Consider the following 17791-nt stretch of genomic DNA (forward strand, 5'->3'; position numbering starts at 1 on the left):
TGCCTGCCATGGACTCGACGACGCACCTGCGCGTGCTGGTACTGGAAGACTCCCGCTTCGACGCAGAACTGCTCGCCGAAGCGCTCAAGAGCGCGCTGCCCGCCGCGGACGTCACCCTCGTGAGCGATGGCCCGAGCTTCACCCAGGCGCTGGGGCAAACGCGCTTCGACGTGGTCCTGTCCGACTTCGAGCTGCCCGGCTTTTCAGGTGGTGCGGCCCTGGAGCTGGTGCGCAGGCACGCCCCCGACGTACCCTTCATCTTTGTCTCCGGCGTGATCGGCGAAGACAACGCGGTCGAGCTGCTCAAGCGCGGCGCCACCGACTACGTGAGCAAGAACCGGCTGGAACGCCTGCCCTTCGTGCTGGACCGCGCACTCAAGGAAGCGGCCAGCCGGCGCACCCTGGGCGTGGCAGAGCGCCGCCTGCAGCAGGCAGACGCAGCCATCGTGCAAGCGCAAGAGCGGCAGTTGGCCCTGGTGCAGCTGAGCGACCGCATCCGCGACATGGACGACGTGGTCGAAATCGGCTATGCCGCGGCGCAAACCCTGGCGCACCACTTCAACGTGGACCGCGCAGGCTATGGGGTGGTGGACAAGACCGCCGAGACCATCACCATCGAACGCGACTGGAACGCGCCCGGCGTGCAGACCCTTGCGGGGGTGCTGCAGTTTCGCGACTACGGCTCCTACATCGACGACCTGGCGCGCGGTATCACCGTGGCTTTCGCCGACGCCCGCGAAGACCCGCGCACCCAGGGCAACGCGCACGCGCTGGAGGCCATATCGGCCCGTGCCGTGCTCAACATGCCGCTGCGCGAGCAGGGCAATTTTGTCGGGCTGCTGTACCTCAACCACAGCCAGCCCCGTGTGTGGACCGATGACGAGGTGGACTTCGTGCGCGAGGTCGGCGACCGCCTGCGCTCCGTGCTGGGCCGGCGCGAGGCGCAGATCGCGCTGCAGGCGTTTGCCGCCTCGCTGGAGCGCCAGGTCGAAGAGCGCGCCGCAGAGCTGGAGGCGGCCAAGGAGCAGCTGCGCCAAAGCCAGAAGCTCGAAGCCGTTGGCCAGCTCACCGGCGGTCTGGCGCACGACTTCAACAACCTGCTGGGCTCCATCACCGGCGCGCTGGAGCTGCTGCGCCGGCGTGGCGGCGCCAACCTCACCCCCGACATGGAGCGCTACATCGGCATGGCGCAGGGTGCGGCCAAGCGCGCCGCATCGCTCACCCACCGCCTGCTGGCCTTCTCGCGCCGCCAGACGCTGGAGCCCAAGACCCTGGCGCTCGACCAGCTCGTGCACGGCATGGAGGAGCTGCTGCGCCGCACGGTCGGCCCCGAGATCCATGTCGAGGTCATCGCTGCGCCCGGCCTGTGGAACGTGCATGTGGATGCCGGCCAGCTCGAAAGTGCCTTGCTCAATTTGTGCATCAACGCGCGCGATGCCATGCCCGAGGGCGGGCGCATGGTCATCGAAACCGGCAACCGCACCCTGGATGCGCGCGCGGCCCAGGCCGCAGACCTCACGCCCGGCAGCTATGTGTCCCTGTGCGTGCGCGACAACGGCACCGGCATGCCGCCCGAGGTGGCGGCCAGGGCCTTCGACCCCTTCTTCACCACCAAGCCGCTGGGCATGGGCACGGGCCTGGGTCTGTCGATGGTGTATGGTTTTGCCAAGCAATCCGGCGGGCGCGTCAGCATCGAGTCGACGGTGGGTGTGGGCACTGCGGTGTGCATCGATCTGCCGCGCAGCGAGCGCATGCCAGAGCAGGCGCCGCCCGAGCAACGCCCGGCCGCACCGCCGCGTGCCGACCAGGGCCAGACCGTGCTGGTGGTGGACGACGAAGCGTCACTGCGCATGCTGATCGTGGAGGTCATGCAGGACCTGGGCTACGCCACGCTGGAGGCCGGCGACGGCACCGAAGCCATGCACTGGCTGCGCTCGGACCGCCCCATCGACCTGCTCATCACCGATGTGGGCCTGCCCGGCGGCATGAACGGCCGCCAGGTGGCCGACGCCGCGCGCAGCCAGCGCCCCGGGCTCAAGGTGCTGTTCGTGACCGGCTACGCACAGTCCGCACTGGACGCCAGCCATCTGGAGCCCGGCATGCACGTCATGACCAAGCCTTTCGGGATGGACGCCCTCGCGCGGCGTGCCAAAGAGGTCATCGAAGCGCGGTAGGCGTGGCCCGCGTCTGCACACGCAGGGCCAATTCCATGCCGCGCGGTTAACCTGCCGGCACCCACGGCCGGCAAGCACACGCGCGTTCTACCTTAGCGCGGGGTGTAGCACTGCCCGCCAGCAATCGCCGCGCTCACGGCAGTGTCCAGGCTGGCAGCGTTGGGGAAGGCCGATGGCACGGCGGTGTCTTCCAGCAGGCACAGGTTGTTGGCCTTGCGCACCAGCACCACGGGGGTGAAGACCGCAGGGTTCAACAGCCCACCCGGGAAGGTCTGGCGCTTGCCCCAGAAGGCCGCCAGGCCTGCGCCGGCCTCGGTGCGTTCCGGCTGGAACCAGAAGGTACGGCTCAAGGCACCCGTGGCGGCGACACCTACGCCATCGCATTGCGCGTTGCCGTAGGTCACCGTGCCCACACCGACCGTGACCTGGCCGCTGGTCGCGTTGGTCGACAGGTTCCACAGATCGCGCACGCCGCTGCTGCCACTGGCCGGTGGCTGGCACCGGTCCTGCTCCCACGCGCCGTCCGACAGGATGGCCAGCGGCACGCAGCGCACCGCCACCGTGTTCACCGCGGCGCCGGCCACGGTGCCGGAGCCATTGCGCACCACGCAGCCCGAACCCTGGGGTGCCGTCTTGACGGCGACCGAATACTTCGCGCCATCGGCCAGCGGCTTGGTGAAGGTGAAGCTGCCATCGGCCGCCACGGCCAGGTCCTCACCGCTGCCGCTGCTCAGCACCACGGGCTTGCCGCTGGGCACGCCGCTCACCGTGCCGCCCAGGGCGTAGGGCGTAGCGATGGGGTCGTCACCACCCCCGCCGCCGCAGGCGGCGAGGCCCATGAGCGTGGCAGAGGCCATGAGGGCCTTGAGCGCCTTCAGTGGCATAACTCGTTGTGTCCAGTACATGCGATCTTCTCCTTGTTGTATGGTTCGCAGTTGTCGAGGATGGTCAGGCAGCACACGGTGATCGCGGACTGCCTGCCCGGAATTATTCTCGCCGTGGACCATCCGGTTGCGCTGCTTTTTTTGCACGCCGAACGTGACGCCTGTCACCCGATTGGATGCCAGGCGTTGCGGGATGGGCGCTACCGCGCTGGAGGCTTGAAAGGCTCTTTTCGCCGACCTTGCAGCGAAAAGAAAAGGCCTTGCGTCGCAGGCAGAACGACAGGACGCAGCCAGAACGCCAGAAGAGTTTTTTCAGACGCCCTCAGCGCGTCAGCACGACGATCTTGCCCTGCGCCTCGTTGGCTTGCATCACGCGGTGGGCCTCAGCGATCTGGTCGATGCTGAACACGCGCCCAATCGATACCGGCAGCGTACCGGCGGCAACGCCATCAAAAAGCTTTTGCAGTGGCATGCCCATGAAGTCCGAGACGTCGCCGGAATACGTGGTCAGGGATACGCCGGTGGGAATGGCATCCATGGGCGCAAAGTCGGCCAACGACCATTGGTCGCCCACCATGCCCGCCATGCACACGGTGCCCGGCTCGCGGGTTGCGCGCAGGGAGTCTTTCAATGTGCTGGTGCCCACCAGTTCGAGCACCTTGTCGGCGCCGCCCGGCCACAGGGCCTGAACCTTGTTGGCGATGGCGCCATCGTCCGCGATGAAATGCTGCGCCCCGGCCGCTTCGACCAGGGCCCTGGACTGGGCCTGCCGTGATGTGGATGCCACCTGTGCACCATGGGCGCGTGCGATGGCAGCCGCTGCCAGGCCCACCGACGTCGTGCCGCCCCGAATCAGCAGCCGGTCTCCCTCGCGCAGCCGCAGGCCGCGGAGCAGCGCACCCCAGGCGGTCTGCAGCATCTCCGGCAGCGCGCCCAGCGTGTCCCATGGCAGCGGCGACGTGAACGCCCGCACCTGGCCCGCGGGCACCACGGTGTACTGCGCATAGCCCCCGTCGAATGCCCGGCCCATGCCACCCATGACGGTGGCCACCATCTGCCCCTGCGCAAACTCGCCCCCAGGTGCCTGCGCCACGGTGCCAACGGCCTCGATGCCCAGCACGCGGGGGAACGCGACCCCAGGCGAGTGCCCCTGCCGGGTAAACAGCTCCGAGCGGTTCAGCCCGAAAGCTTCTACGCGCACCAGCACCTGGCCTGGGCCCGCGTGCGGGATGGGGCGCTGCTCCACCCGCAGCACCTCTGGCCCGCCCGGCGCGTGCATGACCACCGCCTTCATCATCCCTGTCGCCATGGCTGCTCCTTCAACGTCCGGCTTTCACCGCTGCATTCAACCGGCAGTGCCTTGCGCAGGCGCGCCGAACAGTTTGCCTGCGCCCGCCCAGTCCGCAGGCTTCACGTCTTCAAAAATCACATAGATGTAGTTCGGGTCGGTGGCCGTGTTGCGCACGATGCTCTGCGTGATCTCCGCTGCCACCTTCTGCTTTTGCGCGTGGTCCTTGCCTTCAAACCAGCTCACTCGTACGACGGGCATGTGCCACTCCTTCACATCGATTCAATGCAAAACCTCAAGGCCAAGAGCGGCGCTTCAGACTGCTGACCCAATGCTAAAGTAGAACCACTTTGCCATTGTCACCCCGTTCTACCCTCAGAGTAGAACCCAAATCTACTATGCAAGACCTCGACCCTCTGGCCGGCATCACGGTCTTCGTCACCACCGCCCACAGCGACAACTTCACGCAGGCCGCCGATCGCCTGGGCCTCACCAAATCTGCGGTGGGCAAGTCCATTGCCCGGCTGGAGGACCGCCTGGGCGCCAAGCTGTTCCACCGCACCACCCGGCTGACACGCCTCACCGCCGATGGCGAGGCCTATCTTGCGGCCTGCACTTCGGCCATGCAAGAGATCACCGCCGCGCAGGCAACGCTGTCATCGGGCAACCCGGTGCTCAAGGGCCGGGTGCACATCGACATGCCGGTCGCCTTCGGGCGCCGCGTGGTGCTGCCGGCCCTGGTGCAGATCGCCCGCCCCCACCCCGGCCTGCAGCTGAGCCTGACCTTCACCGACGCCACCAGCGACCTGCTGGCAGACGACGTGGACATCGCCATCCGCTTTGGCGCACTGAAGGACACGGGCCACCTGGTCGCACGCCGGCTGGCCACCCAACCGCGTGTGATCTGCGCCTCGCCAGGCTACCTGCGCGAGCATGGCGAGCCCACCCACCTTGCCGAGATTGCCGGGCACCGCTGCGTCGTCGGCGCCCTGCGCGGGCCGCCCATGGTCTGGTTCGTCAGAGACCAGGGGGTAGAAAAGCGCATCACCCCCCCGGCCACCCACCAGATCAGCGACGGCGAGGCCATGGTCGATGCCGCCCTGCAAGGGCTGGGGCTGGCCCAGTTGCCCATATCGATGGTGCGCGACCAGGTGGGTGACGGCCGCCTGCGCCTGGTGCTGCACCAGTACGCCGGCAGCCAGATCGACATCCACGCCATCTGGCCCCAACGCGCCCACCTCAGCCCCCGCGTGCGCTACATCGTCGACGGGCTGGTGGCCTGCGCTGCGCAAGGGCGATTCAATTGATTCGTGTGCATGGGAACCAGCAACGCAAGCATCTGCAAAGCCGCCCCACGTTCAATGCTTCAGTACCACGACGGGGGTGTTTGGCCCCCCGGACCGAAGCCTGCGCTCAGTCTGGCTTGAAGCCTGAGGCCTTCACCGGCTGTTCCCAGCGTTTGAGCTGCTCGGCTTGCAGCTTCTTGAGCCCCGCTGAATCCAGGTAATCGGGCATCAGCCCCAGCGCGGCAATCTTGTCCCGCGCATCCTGAGCGCGAAGCGCCTCGGCCACGGCCCGTTCGATGCGCTGCACGACTGCCGGCTGCATCCCCGCAGGGCCGTACAGAGCGAAGTACCCATCCGCAGTCATGTTGATCCCCGCTTCCTTCAAGGTGGGCACGTCGGGCAAGGCGCTGGAGCGCTCTTGACCAGTCACCGCGACAATCCGCACCCTGCCCGCCTTGTGGTGCTCCAGGGTTTCAGAAGCTGTGTCCACCATCATGGGCAGCAGCCCGGCTACCAGGTCTTGCGCCGCGGGTGCGCCCCCTTTGTAGGGTATGTGCGTGAGATTGACGCCAGTGGTCTGCGAAAGCAGCACGCCCGTGAAGTGGCCCAGTGTGCCGGCGCCCGACGTGGCAAAGTTCGCCTTGTCGGGGTTCGCTTTCATCCAGGCCAACACATGTTTGATATCGCGTTGGGGACCTGCAGGGCCAATGGTGAGCGCAAAGTCGAAGCTCGCGGCACGCGCGATGGGCGTGAAGTCCTTCACGGCATCGTACGGCAGATTGGGATAAAGCCAGGGAGCCACCACCAGCGTGCCACTGGTGGCCATGACCAGTGTCTGCCCATCCGGCGGCAATCGCTTGAGCTCCGCCATGGACACCCGTCCCGATGCGCCCGGCTTGTTCTCGACGACGACGTTTTGCCCCAGCAAAGAGCGCAGCTTGTCGGCAAGAATTCTCGTCAGTTGGTCGGATGAGCCACCGGGCGCAAACCCGACAATGAGCTTCAGTGTGCGGTCTTGCCCAGATGCTGGCAAACCCAGAGAGAGCGCCGAGGCTGCGGCTGCTGCGGAAAAGATTCGTCGCTTCATTGTGGGTGTCTCCTGGCTTGTTGCGCTGTTGCAGTTGAGGGGAAAGGAATTTCAGTGCGTTAAGGAGACGCCATGGCGTCGTCGATCAGGACAGATTTTTCAGCAAGGGTGATGCGCCTTGGCCGCTCACGCTAAAAGCCAACGGCCTGTCCGTCCCGACGCGAGTCGGATGCCGCGATGTACCCATGCTCTGCCTTGTAGATCAGCTGGGCCGATCCGAAGTCCAGGCTTTGGCGCTGCGCGACGGTGACCTCGTGTCCACGGGCGCGCAGCGAGTCCGGCACATCGCCAGGCACATGCGATTCCAGCGTGACCGTGGGGCCCGGCTCCACGCGAAACCGCGGAGCATCGCTCATCGCTTGCGGGTTCTGTCCAAAGCTGGCGAGCCGCGTCACCATCTGCACATGCCCTTGTGCCTGCATCGAGCCGCCCATGACGCCCATGGCCATCACGGGTGCGCCATCGCGCGTAATGAAACCCGGGATGATGGTGTGCAGTGGCCGCTTGCCTGGAGCGACGATATTCGGATGGCCCGCGACCAGGCTGAAGTCTTCGCCGCGGTTGTGCAGACTGATGCCGGTGCCTGGAACGACCACGCCGGAGCCAAAGCCGTGGTAATTCGACTGGATGTAAGAGACCATGGTGCCTGCCGCATCCGCTGACGCGAGATAGACCGTGCCGCCGGTCTTTGGCATGCCGGGGCCTGGATTGGCCGCGCGCTTCATGTCGATGAGCTTCGCACGCTCTGCCAGATACGCAGCGTCGAGCAAGTGCGCAGCAGATACGGGCGACATGGCAGGGGCATCGGCAACGTACTTGCTGAGGTCGGCGAAGGCCAGCTTCATCGCCTCCAGGCCAACGTGGTAGTAGTCGGCACTGTCTACCCCCATCCCTGCCAGGTCGAAGTGGTCCAGCATTCCCAAAGCCATCAGTGCCGCGATCCCTTGGCCATTAGGCGGAATCTCGTGCAGCGTATAGCCGCGAAACGACTGCGCAATGGGCTCGACCCATTCGGCCCGGTGCGCCGCAAGATCGGTTGCGCGCAGCGCACCGCCGCACTGCCTGGCAAATGCTTCGATCTTCTCGGCAAGTTCGCCCCGGTAGAAGCTCTCGCCGCCGCTCTCGGCAATCTGCTCCAGCGTCCTGGCTTGTGCCGGAAAGCGCCAAAGCTCACCGGCGCGCGGAGCACGCCCTTCCCATGTGAACGCGTCGCGAAAGCCCGGTTGGTCGATATACCGTGGAACCTGGTTGGCCCACTGCCTCGCAATTTGCGGCGACACCATGAAGCCTTCCTGCGCATACCGAATGGCCGGTTCGAACAGGCGCGCAAAGGGCAGCTTGCCAAAGCGATCCGACAGCGCCTTCCAACCCGCAACCTGGCCCGGCACAGTCACCGAACCCCAGCCCTTCTCCGGCATCTTGTCATGCCCGTCAAAATACTGCGGCGTCCAGAGCGAGGGCGCGCCTCCGCTGGAGTTCAAACCATGCAACCTGCCTTCATGCCACACCAGCACGAACATGTCGCCGCCAATCCCGTTCATGACGGGTTCGACCACCGTCAGCGCAATAGCGCAGGCAAGCGCGCTATCGATGGCGTTGCCCCCCTGGTACAGCATACTCAGGCCGGCCTGCGCCCCCAAAGGCTGGCTGGCGCTCACGGCATTGGCCGCGAGCAGTGGCATCTTTTGCGAGGTATAGGGGAACGACCAGTCAAGGGGCTGCATGCCCCAAAGTATATTCGTGTATCCAATCAAAGTGAATGGCCATCATGCTCACACCCTTTTCCAGCCCCGCAACGGCCGAGGAAGAAGCCTATCGCTTCCTTCTCAACGGAATCCGCATGGGCCAGTTCAAGGCGGGCGACCGCTTGGTGCCCGAGGAGATTGCATCGCAACTGGGGATGAGCCGAATGCCGGTGCGCGAAGCGTTCCGGCGCCTTGCGACGCAAGAACTGCTGACCATCCGCCCCAACCGCGGTGCGGTGGTGCGCGGCCTGAACCACCAGGAGGCGATCGAGGTGTTCGAAATGCGTGCGGTGCTCGAAGGTCTGGCAGCAACCGCCGCGCTGGACCGGATCGGCCCTGCAGACATCGATGAACTGGAGCGACGGCTGGACGCCATGGACCGGTGCGCAGAAGATCTTTCCGCGTGGGTCACCGAGCACCGTGACTTCCATTTGTACCTGTGCGGCCTGAGCGCCCGCCCGCGGCTGGTGGCGCAGATTGCGGCGCTGCACGTGTGCATCGAACCCCATATGCGGTTGTGGCTGCAGTCAACCTACAAGCCCAGGCCGAGCCGCGAGGAGCACGGCTTCATCATCGACGCGCTGCGCCGCAAGCGCCCGGAATTGATCGAAGCAGTGGTCCGCGAGCACGTCAGCAGCACGCTGGTAACGCTCGCCAAGCTCATGCGCACATAACCAGCATTTGGCGATGAATTGGATACAGTCTTACGCTTTCTCGCCTTGGCTGTAAGCAGGCGCGGACGCGCAATGCCGCTCGGACTTCCCTGCAGTCAAGATAGGAACCGAAGGGCTGAATGCGCGGGGCGTGCGCCCTCCCAAGCGCGGGTGCATGCCGCGGCGTGCACCGGACATGATCTATCACCAAACCAGACTAGGCTGATCCAAGTCACCGCACCTCGTTATCGCAAGCGGCTGCCCATGTCATATTCACCGAAAGCTGCGGCAGGCGGCTAGACCTCGGCTATCTATGGGTGACAGCGCCACTGGACAATCCGTCCAGTGCGCCTGCGAGGGCGCGTCTTATGATCCGTGAAGCTCGCCACCAGTGCACTGTGGGTGATGCCGGAAAAACTGCGCAAAAGCCGTTCCCGCATGCGGGGTCAGGCACCGCGCCAAGGCAATCCGCACCTTTGCCCACCCCATCACGTACATCCCAGCCCCAACACTATGTCCAAGCTCAAATCCAAGTGGACCGACTGGCTCCACTCCCGCGCCAACGTACTCAACCACTCCAGGGGCCTGCGCCTGGAGCGCTTCACCAGTGAGGACCTGGACCAGATTGCCGACTGCGACGATGTGCTCGAACTGAAGCTGGACCGCAGCAAGATGAAAGAGCCCTTGGACCTGGCGCGCATCGCCCACATCACCAGCCTGTGCAAGCTGGAGCTGGAGGGGCTGAAATTCACGAACCTGGAGGCGCTGCGGGCGCTGCCCCGCCTGCAGACGCTGATCATCGACAATTGCAAGTTCTCCAACTTCGATGCGCTCAACGGCTTCAAGGTGTTGAGCCACCTGTTTCTGTACGATAACAAGCTGGCGGCTTTTCCTGCGGGGCTGGACCTGCCGCAACTCGAGGCGCTGTTTCTGTCGGGCAACGGCATCGCGGACCTGGGCTTTGTGCAGAGCTACCCCGGCCTGGCCTCGCTGCAGCTGAGCCGCAACCAGATCACCGATCTGTCCCCGTTGGCCGCATGCCCGGCCGTGGTGGACCTGGACGTGCAGGACAATCCCATCACCAGCCTGGCGCCGCTGGCAGGCAGAAAGTTCACCCGCTTCTATGCCGACCCACAGCACCGCGAGGAACAGATCGCCCTGCGGCTGAAGCAGGATGAATGGCCCAGGGGGGAGCCCATCGCAGAGGACGACAAGGCGCCGCGCCGCGTGGCCGACCTGATGGCGAAAAATGATTGGCCAGCGCTCTACGCGATCACCGACCTGGCGCTGCTGGGCCAAGCCTTCGCCAGTCTGGTGGACCGGCGTTGCGACGCAGCGACCCTGCGCGGCGCACTGGCGCACCCGGCGCAGGGCGCCTTCCACGCCATGGTCGCCAAGGGGCTGCGCCCGGACGATGATGTGTCGGACCTGGTGGTGCACGTGCTCTGTGGGTACGGCGAACGCACCATCGCGCCGATGACCGAGTGCTTCTACACGGCGCTGGCTCGGCCCACCTACCAGGACGAGTTCTACGTCGGCAAGATGAAGAACGAGCACGAGATCATCATGTGCGTCCTGTCGGGTATCGCCAGCCCGGCCTGCACCGACCTGTTTCTTGCCTTCTTCAACGAGCGCGAAGGCTTCTCCGAGAACCACCTGTACCTCTACAAAAACCTGCTCGACATGGTGGGAAAGACCAAGTCTGCGCAGTTGGTGGAGCCCATCATGGACCTGCTGCGCTTTGAGGGGCGCATCATCGGCGGCGACGCGGCCTTCATGAAGAAGATCTTCAAGGCCATCGGCCAACTGGGCACTAAGGCCGACGCAGCGGTTCTAGCCAGCCGATTCGACGCCGCCGCCGATGACCGGCCTGACGTGGTGCAAGCGTACGAAGCAACGCTTGAGCGCTTGGGGCGGAAAAAGATCTGAACCGTCGGTCTCGAAAAACGCTGGGGTAGCACTTTGCGCGCTATGCAGCGGCTACCAGCCGAAATGCAGGATACGTGAGGTAGGTGCTGCAGCTGGTTCAGCGTACAACAGGCTCTAAGGCCCTTCAGCCAATCGATTCAACCTGGCGGTACTGCTGATACGCCCGGCCAAAGCGATTGGCCAGGAAGTCCGGGAGGGCCACTTGCTCCTGGCGAATGAACCCGCGCTGGGGCAGCTTCTGTTCCCGAAACAGGTCCAGGGCCGCACAGATCCCCGCAGCGGTTGTGATCTGGATGGCGGACAACGGGTACGCACCATCACGCTCGGCGAAGATCTTGCGCGCGAATACCTCCTGCACGAGCGAGCCGTTCTTGGTGCCTGAGACGGTGACGAACACCAGCACCACGTCCTGCATGGTGGCGGGCATGCTGCGCCGAAGAACGGTCTTGAGCGTGTCCTGGTCGCTCTTGAGTTGCAGCTCGTCCAGCAGAAATTGCATCAACGCGCGATGCCCTGGGTAGCGCACCGTCTTGTAGTCGAGGTTGCGCAGCTTTCCGTCCCACGTCTCGCACAAGGTTCCCAGGCCACCAGACGTGTTGAAGGCTTCGTACTCCACCCCGTCCAGCGAAAAGTGCTCCAGCCCCTCCAGCGGCAGGGCCGAGATCACCCGACCATCGTGTATGGCCTCGCACGGATGGCAGTACTCATTGATCAGGCCATCCACGCTCCACGTCAGGTTGTACTTGAGCGCATTCGTGGGAAAAGCCGGCAGCGCGCCCACGCGCATCTTCACGTCGTGCAGGGCCTCAAAGCCGCTGGCAAGGTGGTGCGCCACTATCCCGATGAAGCCCGGGGCAAGGCCGCACTGCGGCATGAACGCAGTCTCGGCGTCCTGTGCGAGGCGCTTGATTTCCTGGGTTGCCGCCACGTCCTCCGTCAGATCGAAGTAGTGGCAACGGGCGCGCAAGGCCGCCTGGGCAGCAGAAATTGCCAGGTGGTACGGGAGCGCATTGACCACTGCGGTGTGCCCGTCCAGGGCATTTGCGAGTTCTTCGGCACTTGATGTGTCGATGCACGTTGTTCGGATGCCCTTTTGGGCCAACCGATCCAATGCTGCCTGGTCGCGGTCGAAGACCGTCAACGCAAAGTCGCCACTGGCGTGCAGCAGTTGGGCAATGGTCTGGCCGATGTGGCCTGCGCCGAGCAGAGCTACTTTCATGCAAATTTCCTTCAGAACGGTACTGGGGTATGGAGACCCACCCAGTGTTCCGAAACCCCATGACGAAAAAAAGCATGAGTTCGACGAAATGGCACCAATTTTCGCCGCAATGGCAGACAATGCTGCCGAATCGTCACCTTGTCATACCTTTTGGCTTTTGTCCCTCACCATGAACGCGCCGACCAACCTTCCCGAAACACTGCTGCGCGACAAGTTCGATCGGGAGCTGATTGCGCTGCTGCAGGCCAACGCGCGTGAGAGCACCGCCAACCTGGCCCGCAGGCTCGGCGTGGCCAGGACAACCGTGGTGGCACGCCTTGCAAAACTCGAGGCCAACGGCCTCATCGGCGGTTACTCCGTGCGCCTGGGAGGCGAAGCAGTCGCACGGGGCGTGCAGGCATTCGTGGGGATCGTGGTGCAGCCCAAGGCCGGCAGGGAAGTCATCAGGGAGCTGACGAAGTTTCCCGAGTTGCTGCAGCTCGCGTCGGTCAGCGGCGAGTTTGACTACATGGCCACCCTTCGGGCAGACAACACGGCGCGGCTTGACGTGCTGCTGGATCAAATTGGGGAGATCGAGGGAGTCACCAGGACAAACACCTCGGTCATTCTCGCCCTTCGCATCGACAGAGGTGGCTAGGGCCATGCCTGGAGCGAGGCTCGCCGGTGGTGGAGATTGGCATGGGGCCAGCGCCCTTCCGCAGGGGATTTGAACGCGCATGCGCATGGCCAAAGCCGGGTGGCGCAGACAATCGCAGCATGTCGCCGAACTTCAAAATTCTCTACCTGTTCGTCTCCCCCCACGGCTGGCTGACCGAAGTCAAACGGCTCGGCATGGCCGCTGATGCACCGAAGGATCAGGTTTACCAGTGGGCGTGGATCAGCACGGCCAAGGTCATACCGCTGCGCTTTGTCAGCATGGCAGCCACCGGGCCCCGCCAGCAGCGCGAGTTTGAAGAGGCCAGCCTGTGGTTCGACGCCAGGCGGGGCGCGCTGGCCTGGCATGGCGGCGCTACGGTGGCGCTTGACGTTCAGGCCGACAAGGCATTGCCGTCGCTGCAAGAGCAGCTGCTGCAAGCGCATTTCAGCATGGCTTGACTGCCCGCGCTGGCGCTTGATACGGATTTGCATGCAATCGGATAACTAGGCGGGGGGCCGCAGACAGTGCTTCAGCACGGCAAGGCGACTCAACGACGTTATACGGTTGAAGGCAAATTCGTATGATGCGATTCGGTGATCTGGGTGCCGTTGCACGGACTCGTCATGCCCAAGGCCGACGGGCTGATCGAAAGCGCCTTGGGCCGGTTCGTGAAGATGTCGCCGCTGTTGGCGCCCCGGGCAGATGGAGCGAGGCGCCGCGCAAGGGCTGATTGCACAACACCGCTTCGCCGCCTGCGTATTCCAGGCCATCTGAACAGCAAGACCAGCGGTAATGCCCAAATGCAGCCCGCGTCGTTGGCCTGTGTTGGCCCGCCTAAGGCGTCAGGACCCCCGCCACATCGGGCCCAGCCGACTTGGACAACCGAATCCTCACACGCTGAAGGCCTCGTGGCGCGATGCCGAAGCTCGCCGCAAAGCTGCGACTCAGATGAGCGCTGTCAGAAAAACCCGACGCATATGCAGCCTCGGTCAGAGTGGCTCCCTCGGCGAGACACCGAAGGGCTTTTTGAAGCCTGAGCCATCGTACATAGGGTCGAAAAGGCAAACCATGCACCTGCGTGAACCAGTGCAGAAAGCGCCCCTCCGACAATCCAAGGACTTGCGCAGCATCGCACGCGCGCAGTGGTTGGTCCAGCTTTGCGCTGAGCCATTCAGCCAGTGCTTGTTCGCGAGTTCCTGCCAAAGGTGGATCGTTGGAATCGTCTGCTTTTGCGTGAATCCATTGCTGCAGGCGAGTTTCCAGCTGCTGCACCTGGACGGGATCCAACTCGCAAACGTTTCCGCCTGAAATCGCACGCCAGCCACGCGCAATCGGCATCGCTGGATCGAGGAACAGCAGCCGAACCGGTTCGGCGGATTGCATGCAGTGAGACGCACCGGCGTCCACCACATGGCCCATGCCTCGCACCTTGTAGTCTCCAGCACTCAACTCAAAAGCAGTGGACGGCGACCAGGCGATCTGAATCAGATGATGGCTGTGCGGCCTGTTTTGCTGAACAGGCCCCAAGTACGTACCCCACCCACGGCCGAGGCACAGCAAGGGCACGCCGGCCTGCTCTGGGACCTTGACGTTGTCGCCAGCATCAGCGAATCCTTCGTGGGGGCGAACGCCCATGCCCTGGGGATCATGGGCGGCGGTAGCCGGTTTGTTCAAGACTTGGGCGGGTTGCACTGATCCAATCCTTCCTCATGACTGACATTCATCATGCCCCCGCAGTGCCCAGGTTCAGGTCAGCACGGCTGGCCTATCGGCATGAAATCGCGATGATGAAATCCGCCTTGCTGGCCTGCGATGAAAAGGCTGCTTTGCGGCATGTGGTTCGCGCCCACATCCTGGGCCAACGTTACCTCATCCCCCATGTAACCAGCCATGCCTGGATGATGCGCATGGCATGGACGCGGGGTGACAAGTTCGAATTATTGGGCCAACTGCGTCGGCTTCTGTTTGCCCTCCCGGCATGGCTCGTGGGCTGGGTTCCTGTCGGCAATCCTGGGCTGGCCAGCGTGAGCCCGCTTCGTCCCGTCCCGATGTCGCAAGACCTGGCGGTTTACTTCGTGAACGACAGCATATGGCGACATGTTCTTCTAAGGCTCGGGCTGCTGGCCCTCGCCGCGCTGATGGCGTTCGCATCCACGCTTTTAAGCATCAATGCTTGAAGAAATACAGATTGATAGCTGAGGTAACTATGGATCGCAGAACCCTTATGACTACACTGATCGCCGCAGGCGCGGCTTCTGCCGCCCCCTGGGCAAGCGCTCAGCCCAAGGACAAAGAAAATCGCCCTCGCCTGCAGCGTTTGAGGCCAGGAGCCAAGCAACGACTGATCCGCGAAAAAGATGATCCGCCATTGCTTTGGGCTTGGAGCATGAACGCCGTGCTGAACGAAAGAAATGGCGTTAGCAACGATATTTATGCAGGCCGAGAAAAATCACCTCGACTCTATGAGGAATCTAGGGACGTGCTGCGGGAATGGTGGGGTGTCCATAACCGCGAAGACGCCCTGAAAGCCATTGATAACCTGAACAACATGAGGATGGGGCAGGCCAATTTTGAGAAAAACTGGGTTCCGATGCTTGATAAATCCGAGGCCGAAGTGCGCAGCTTGCTGGACGATGAACTTTGGGTGTTTGGCCGCATGGTGCTGGATAACCGTGAGTTCTTGCGAGTGCATGGTGTCAAAGGCTGGGATTTGACCCGTGCCCAAGGCGTAATCTCCTTTGCCTGGTTGGCAGACTGGATCACGTTGCCGGAGGCCCGCGAGCTGGCTCTCACTGCTGCCCAGCGTGCGCAGCAAGAATTCAATGGCTGGAGCAGCCTGGGCTTGAGTTACCTGCTGGGATTTGCCGCCTGGAAACCAGAGGTGCAAGCCATCCGGGAACGGCAGAGCAGCGTGCAAAACCTTGTCCACAGTCCCGACAGCGTTTGGTCGCGCCGCCCATGGCGAACACCCCTGGCCGGCCTTGCCGGTCGAGCGGATTTTGAGGTTGCATGAACCGATCATTCGGCTCTGTCATCCGGACGTGGAATTTCTTGAGTTAAAGGATAACGCATGTTGCGTGTATTGGCTGGTGGGCTATTTTTGTTAATCTTGACAGTCGCTGCTGTCAAGTATTCTGATGGGGAAAAGAAGTTATTTGAACCGGCTGCAGGAACGATTTGGACAGAAGCGACGACCGGGATGCAATTTGTGTGGGTGCCAAGCGGGTGCTTCAACATGGGATCTGACAAGAGCAGGGATGATCAAAAGCCAGTTCATGAAGTTTGCTTGAAAGGCTTCTATCTCGGTAAATATGAAGTTACGCAAGCTGAGTATGAAAAGATAGTTGGCAAGAATCCATGCGCTGTGAAGTGCAATACTTATTTGGGGCCTGATCGAGCGGTAGTCAACCTTTATCGCGAAGATGCCGAACTTTTGGCTGAAAAATTTGCAGTACTCACTGCGAATCGATTCAGGCTACCGAGTGAATCTGAGTGGGAGTATGCCTGTTTGGCAGGTGGCAGGCACAAGGAGTATTGCGGCGATGGCGATTTCATGGAGTTGGCATGGATGGGGGGTTACACCTACGGTCCACAGCCTGTTGGCCGCAAAAAACCCAACGCCTGGGGACTGTTCGACATGATGGGCAATGCCAATGAGTACGTTCAGGATTGCTGGCATGGGAACTACGTCGGCGCACCAAACGATGGGAGTGCCTGGATTGACGGCGGCTACTGCCATGCCCGGATGTTCAGGGGGGGCGCAACTCGGTCGCACGATAGTACCAAGGCCACCTTTCGCATGTCCATCGAGAAGGACATGGACGCTCCCAATTTCATGGACAAAGGTGTTCGACTGGTCAAGATACCTTGAGCCAATGTCCACGCTAGTCAATTATCCATTTGCTTTTTTATGACGAACCATGCGCTCCACACGCGATCAATCCATCGGTTTTATTTGCGAGCATCGCTCATAATCCTTGTGATTGGTCTCGCAGCCTGCAAGCCAGCCAGACCAAAACAGCCGAAGCTGCCGGAAGTGACAAATAGTATTGGAATTACTATGATCTCTTTGCCCAGTGGCACGTTCATGATGGGTGATGATGCGGAGTCGGCCAAGAAAACAGGACGGCCTGCAATACCGACACATGCAGTTGATGTGCCCTCCTTTCAGATGGGCAAGACGGAAGTCACTGTCTTTCAATACAAAAAATTTCTTTCATCAATTGGACGGGAAGGCGAAAAGAAGCTAAATGACACTGGTTTTCTAAAACATAACAGTGTTAGTGATGATGCTCCGGTACGGTATATTGATGGCCAGGAGATAGACGATTTTATCGAATGGCTAAATCGTGTTGATGGGCCGGGGTATCGCTTACCTACAGAGTCCGAGTGGGAATACGCCTGCCGGGCGGGCAATAGCACGGATATGTATTGCGGTGGAAATGATATTGATCCGATAGGCTGGCACAGGGAGAACAGCGGACAGAAGATCCACCCCGTTGCGAAGAAAAGGCCCAACGCTTTCGGGCTCTACGACATGTCAGGCAATGCAGAAGAATGGACGGCGGACTGCTGGCAACAAACGTATGAGGGTGCGCCAACTGATGGCAGCGCACGGGAGAAGGGTCCAAACGATCGAGCACAGGGGAGAGGGCTCAACAGGTGCAAATTCATCGTTGTACGCGGCGGTTCGGTCGAGCAGTGGCGTAACCGCGCAACAGCAACATACCGCGACTCCAGATTCCCTAGGGCTTGGCATCCTGAAACAGGATTTCGCCTCGCGCGAACGAACTGATCGGTTGAGCATTGGGGGCATGTACAGGGGCGCCTGGGATCAAGACTGGCCCTTTGCGCGCCCTGGGCGAGCAAGACCCTGCCGGAAGGTGATG

The 17791-nt window shown here is 62.6% G+C and carries 17 protein-coding genes; 10 read left to right on the forward strand and 7 right to left on the reverse strand.

The features are described 5' to 3' along the window. Positions 1–8: 8 nt before the first annotated feature. Positions 9–2174: a response regulator gene (locus ACSQ9E_RS15855; protein WP_436218424.1), complete on the forward strand. Its 2166-nt coding sequence runs from the start codon at positions 9–11 to the stop codon at positions 2172–2174. Between the two features lie 92 nt (positions 2175–2266). On the opposite strand, the gene ACSQ9E_RS15860 is transcribed toward ACSQ9E_RS15855, so the two are convergent. The 3 genes from ACSQ9E_RS15860 to ACSQ9E_RS15870 all read right to left on the reverse strand — a co-directional run bounded on the left by ACSQ9E_RS15860 (position 2267) and on the right by ACSQ9E_RS15870 (position 4607). After that, a complete protein-coding gene (locus ACSQ9E_RS15860) occupies positions 2267–3079 on the reverse strand; it encodes a hypothetical protein (protein WP_436218425.1) in 813 nt (270 codons plus the stop codon). Positions 3080–3380: 301 nt separating this feature from the next. Further along, the gene (locus ACSQ9E_RS15865) at positions 3381–4367 is read right to left on the reverse strand and encodes a zinc-binding alcohol dehydrogenase family protein (RefSeq protein ID WP_436218426.1); all 987 of its coding nucleotides are present in this window, start codon (positions 4365–4367) and stop codon (positions 3381–3383) included. 36 nt (positions 4368–4403) lie between these two features. Continuing rightward, entirely contained in the window at positions 4404–4607 is a 204-nt protein-coding gene (locus tag ACSQ9E_RS15870; protein ID WP_057268101.1) for a tautomerase family protein, read from the reverse strand. A 137-nt stretch (positions 4608–4744) separates the two neighbouring features. Between ACSQ9E_RS15870 and ACSQ9E_RS15875 the strand changes: the two genes are divergently transcribed. Beyond that, a complete protein-coding gene (locus ACSQ9E_RS15875; protein WP_057268102.1) occupies positions 4745–5653 on the forward strand; it encodes a LysR family transcriptional regulator in 909 nt (302 codons plus the stop codon). Positions 5654–5759: 106 nt separating this feature from the next. Here the strand turns inward: ACSQ9E_RS15875 and ACSQ9E_RS15880 are convergent, their stop codons facing one another. Further along, the gene (locus tag ACSQ9E_RS15880; RefSeq protein ID WP_436218427.1) at positions 5760–6719 is read right to left on the reverse strand and encodes a Bug family tripartite tricarboxylate transporter substrate binding protein; all 960 of its coding nucleotides are present in this window, start codon (positions 6717–6719) and stop codon (positions 5760–5762) included. Positions 6720–6850: 131 nt separating this feature from the next. Further along, the gene (locus ACSQ9E_RS15885; RefSeq protein ID WP_436218428.1) at positions 6851–8443 is read right to left on the reverse strand and encodes a gamma-glutamyltransferase family protein; all 1593 of its coding nucleotides are present in this window, start codon (positions 8441–8443) and stop codon (positions 6851–6853) included. A 35-nt stretch (positions 8444–8478) separates the two neighbouring features. On the opposite strand from ACSQ9E_RS15885, the gene ACSQ9E_RS15890 reads away from it, so the two are divergent. Both ACSQ9E_RS15890 and ACSQ9E_RS15895 read left to right on the forward strand, forming a co-directional pair. Then, entirely contained in the window at positions 8479–9138 is a 660-nt protein-coding gene (locus tag ACSQ9E_RS15890; protein WP_057202809.1) for a GntR family transcriptional regulator, read from the forward strand. 492 nt (positions 9139–9630) lie between these two features. Beyond that, positions 9631–11046: a leucine-rich repeat domain-containing protein gene (locus ACSQ9E_RS15895; protein WP_057268105.1), complete on the forward strand. Its 1416-nt coding sequence runs from the start codon at positions 9631–9633 to the stop codon at positions 11044–11046. Between the two features lie 124 nt (positions 11047–11170). On the opposite strand, the gene ACSQ9E_RS15900 is transcribed toward ACSQ9E_RS15895, so the two are convergent. Next, positions 11171–12265, reverse strand: coding sequence for a saccharopine dehydrogenase C-terminal domain-containing protein (locus ACSQ9E_RS15900; RefSeq protein ID WP_436218429.1), 1095 nt, complete (start codon positions 12263–12265; stop codon positions 11171–11173). Between the two features lie 169 nt (positions 12266–12434). On the opposite strand from ACSQ9E_RS15900, the gene ACSQ9E_RS15905 reads away from it, so the two are divergent. Continuing rightward, positions 12435–12902 carry an Lrp/AsnC family transcriptional regulator gene (locus tag ACSQ9E_RS15905; RefSeq protein ID WP_305746736.1) on the forward strand — a complete coding sequence of 156 codons (468 nt, stop codon included), beginning with the start codon at positions 12435–12437 and terminating at the stop codon, positions 12900–12902. A 119-nt stretch (positions 12903–13021) separates the two neighbouring features. Continuing rightward, the gene (locus tag ACSQ9E_RS15910; RefSeq protein ID WP_436218430.1) at positions 13022–13360 is read left to right on the forward strand and encodes a hypothetical protein; all 339 of its coding nucleotides are present in this window, start codon (positions 13022–13024) and stop codon (positions 13358–13360) included. 376 nt (positions 13361–13736) lie between these two features. On the opposite strand, the gene ACSQ9E_RS15915 is transcribed toward ACSQ9E_RS15910, so the two are convergent. Further along, positions 13737–14594 (reverse strand): helix-turn-helix domain-containing protein, encoded by an 858-nt coding sequence (locus ACSQ9E_RS15915; RefSeq protein ID WP_436218431.1) that lies wholly within the window; start codon positions 14592–14594, stop codon positions 13737–13739. 17 nt (positions 14595–14611) lie between these two features. Here ACSQ9E_RS15915 and ACSQ9E_RS15920 point away from each other — a divergent pair, with 17 nt between their 5' ends. From ACSQ9E_RS15920 to ACSQ9E_RS15935, 4 genes are all read left to right on the forward strand, one after another. After that, positions 14612–15079 (forward strand): DUF3703 domain-containing protein, encoded by a 468-nt coding sequence (locus ACSQ9E_RS15920; protein WP_436218432.1) that lies wholly within the window; start codon positions 14612–14614, stop codon positions 15077–15079. A gap of 47 nt (positions 15080–15126) precedes the next feature. Beyond that, a complete protein-coding gene (locus ACSQ9E_RS15925) occupies positions 15127–15915 on the forward strand; it encodes a DUF1266 domain-containing protein (protein WP_436218433.1) in 789 nt (262 codons plus the stop codon). A 57-nt stretch (positions 15916–15972) separates the two neighbouring features. Continuing rightward, positions 15973–16773 (forward strand): formylglycine-generating enzyme family protein, encoded by an 801-nt coding sequence (locus ACSQ9E_RS15930; protein WP_436218434.1) that lies wholly within the window; start codon positions 15973–15975, stop codon positions 16771–16773. A 189-nt stretch (positions 16774–16962) separates the two neighbouring features. Further along, a complete protein-coding gene (locus tag ACSQ9E_RS15935; protein WP_436218435.1) occupies positions 16963–17697 on the forward strand; it encodes a formylglycine-generating enzyme family protein in 735 nt (244 codons plus the stop codon). The last annotated feature ends 94 nt before the right edge of the window (positions 17698–17791 follow it).

Origin of the sequence: Acidovorax sp. LjRoot118 (genome assembly GCF_964253575.1) — a bacterium.
Classification (GTDB): Bacteria; Pseudomonadota; Gammaproteobacteria; order Burkholderiales; family Burkholderiaceae_C; genus Acidovorax.

Bases quoted from the DNA above. Each gene is read 5' to 3' on its own strand.
- ACSQ9E_RS15855 (WP_436218424.1), top strand. From the start codon at position 9: ATGGACTCGACGACGCACCTGCGCGTGCTGGTACTGGAAGACTCCCGC.
- ACSQ9E_RS15860 (WP_436218425.1), bottom strand. From the start codon at position 3,079: ATGTACTGGACACAACGAGTTATGCCACTGAAGGCGCTCAAGGCCCTC.
- ACSQ9E_RS15865 (WP_436218426.1), bottom strand. From the start codon at position 4,367: ATGGCGACAGGGATGATGAAGGCGGTGGTCATGCACGCGCCGGGCGGG.
- ACSQ9E_RS15870 (WP_057268101.1), bottom strand. From the start codon at position 4,607: ATGCCCGTCGTACGAGTGAGCTGGTTTGAAGGCAAGGACCACGCGCAA.
- ACSQ9E_RS15875 (WP_057268102.1), top strand. From the start codon at position 4,745: ATGCAAGACCTCGACCCTCTGGCCGGCATCACGGTCTTCGTCACCACC.
- ACSQ9E_RS15880 (WP_436218427.1), bottom strand. From the start codon at position 6,719: ATGAAGCGACGAATCTTTTCCGCAGCAGCCGCAGCCTCGGCGCTCTCT.
- ACSQ9E_RS15885 (WP_436218428.1), bottom strand. From the start codon at position 8,443: ATGCAGCCCCTTGACTGGTCGTTCCCCTATACCTCGCAAAAGATGCCA.
- ACSQ9E_RS15890 (WP_057202809.1), top strand. From the start codon at position 8,479: ATGGCCATCATGCTCACACCCTTTTCCAGCCCCGCAACGGCCGAGGAA.
- ACSQ9E_RS15895 (WP_057268105.1), top strand. From the start codon at position 9,631: ATGTCCAAGCTCAAATCCAAGTGGACCGACTGGCTCCACTCCCGCGCC.
- ACSQ9E_RS15900 (WP_436218429.1), bottom strand. From the start codon at position 12,265: ATGAAAGTAGCTCTGCTCGGCGCAGGCCACATCGGCCAGACCATTGCC.
- ACSQ9E_RS15905 (WP_305746736.1), top strand. From the start codon at position 12,435: ATGAACGCGCCGACCAACCTTCCCGAAACACTGCTGCGCGACAAGTTC.
- ACSQ9E_RS15910 (WP_436218430.1), top strand. From the start codon at position 13,022: ATGTCGCCGAACTTCAAAATTCTCTACCTGTTCGTCTCCCCCCACGGC.
- ACSQ9E_RS15920 (WP_436218432.1), top strand. From the start codon at position 14,612: ATGACTGACATTCATCATGCCCCCGCAGTGCCCAGGTTCAGGTCAGCA.
- ACSQ9E_RS15925 (WP_436218433.1), top strand. From the start codon at position 15,127: ATGACTACACTGATCGCCGCAGGCGCGGCTTCTGCCGCCCCCTGGGCA.
- ACSQ9E_RS15930 (WP_436218434.1), top strand. From the start codon at position 15,973: ATGTTGCGTGTATTGGCTGGTGGGCTATTTTTGTTAATCTTGACAGTC.
- ACSQ9E_RS15935 (WP_436218435.1), top strand. From the start codon at position 16,963: ATGATCTCTTTGCCCAGTGGCACGTTCATGATGGGTGATGATGCGGAG.